Raw genomic sequence first — 1,432 nt, forward strand, 5'->3', positions numbered from 1 at the left:
CTGCGCGCCCCAGCGGGAGCAAGCTCCCTCACCACAGGTGGTCGCGAGGCTTCAGGGATACCCTAAAACCGCTTTGACCTGCCCCAGATGCTGAGTAATCCAGCCCTTATCGATCGCTCCCCAGCTGTGGATCTGATAACGCCCGGCATGGTTGCGCGCGCCATCCTTTTGCTCGAACTCACAGACGATATCCAGATCCGCCAACGCGGCAATCGTATCCTGCGCCGTGCGCCGGGGCATGCCGGTGACTTCGGTGATCGCCGGAACACTGCTGGCCAGTTGGCTGTCGATCAGATAGGCCACATACAAGCGCCGGTAAAAGCTGCTCTTGGTCTTGCTCACGTCCATTCACAAACTCCTTGTCGGTCACTGCTACGGGGCCACAACAGCCTTGCCCTGCATGTCCCGATAAGTCAGGTAGATGCGCAGGTCGAATTCCAGTTGGTGGTAGCCCGGCAGCATATGCTCGCAGAGCTGATAAAAAGCTTTGTTGTGGTCGGACTCTTTGAAGTGCGCCAGTTCATGCACCACGATCATGCGCAGAAATTCCGGCGCCGCATCCTTGAACAATGCGGCGATGCGGATTTCCTTCTTGGCCTTGAGCTTGCCGCCCTGTACCCGGGAAATCGCCGTGTGCAGGCCAAGGGCGCGATGGGTCAGGTCCAGGCGGTTATCAAACAGCACTTTGTCGATGGCCGGTGCGTTGCGCAGGTGTTCCTGCTTCAAGGCCAAAGCATAGCTGTACAGCGCTTTGTCGCTCTGCACCGCATGCTTGTCGGGATAACGCTGGCTCAGATAGTCGCCCAACCGATCTTGCGCGATCAGCTGGCGCACTTGCTCTTGCAAGGCGGCGGGATAAGCCTGGAGGTACTTCAACGCGGTCATGGGAGCGGGCAACACAGTCTCGAAAGGTCACCAGTGTAGCGAATTCAGCCTCTGCGCGCCCCAGTCAAACGGCTGCGCGAAACGGCCGGCATCACAGGCCATCAGCGGTTCCCCCACCAGCAGACCTTGCACGTACTCGCACCCATTGGCCTGCAACCACTGGAATTGCTCAGGCGTTTCCACCCCTTCGGCGATCACCTGCAAACCGTATTGCTTGCACAGCTCGATAACGCTACGGACCATCGCGGCATCACGCGGGGAGTCGAGCAGTCGGGCGATCAGCTGCCGATCGAGCTTGAGGGTATCGAACTCCAGGTCGCGCAGGTGAGCCAGGGAGCAGTTGCCCACACCAAAATCATCTAGCGCCACCCGCACCCCAAGGTTGCGCAGCAGGCGCAACTGTTTGCGCGACTCCTCGAAATTCTGCATCAGTGCGCTCTCGGTCACTTCGACTTCCAGCTGGCACGGCTGCAAGCCATGACGCTCAAGCACCTGACGAAACTCGGTGACCAGGTTTGGCATGCTGAACATGGTCAGCACATTGATC

At 59.1% G+C, this 1,432-nt stretch carries 3 protein-coding genes; all 3 read right to left on the bottom strand.

Features of this window, described 5'->3' with window-relative positions; all coding sequences use genetic code 11:
* Window positions 1-51: 51 nt before the first annotated feature.
* Complete coding sequence (locus F8N85_RS34215; protein ID WP_150644437.1) at window positions 52-348, bottom strand: winged helix-turn-helix domain-containing protein; 297 nt, start codon at window positions 346-348, stop codon at window positions 52-54.
* Window positions 349-372: 24 nt separating this feature from the next.
* Window positions 373-885, bottom strand: a complete 513-nt coding sequence (locus F8N85_RS34220; RefSeq protein ID WP_150807203.1) for a M48 family metallopeptidase — start codon at window positions 883-885, stop codon at window positions 373-375.
* A 27-nt stretch (window positions 886-912) separates the two neighbouring features.
* Window positions 913-1,432: EAL domain-containing protein (locus F8N85_RS34225; protein ID WP_150807687.1), on the bottom strand; the 520-nt coding region annotated here is incomplete at its 5' end.

The organism is Pseudomonas fluorescens, from assembly GCF_902497875.1.
GTDB classification, from domain to species: Bacteria; Pseudomonadota; Gammaproteobacteria; order Pseudomonadales; family Pseudomonadaceae; genus Aquipseudomonas; species Aquipseudomonas fluorescens_BR.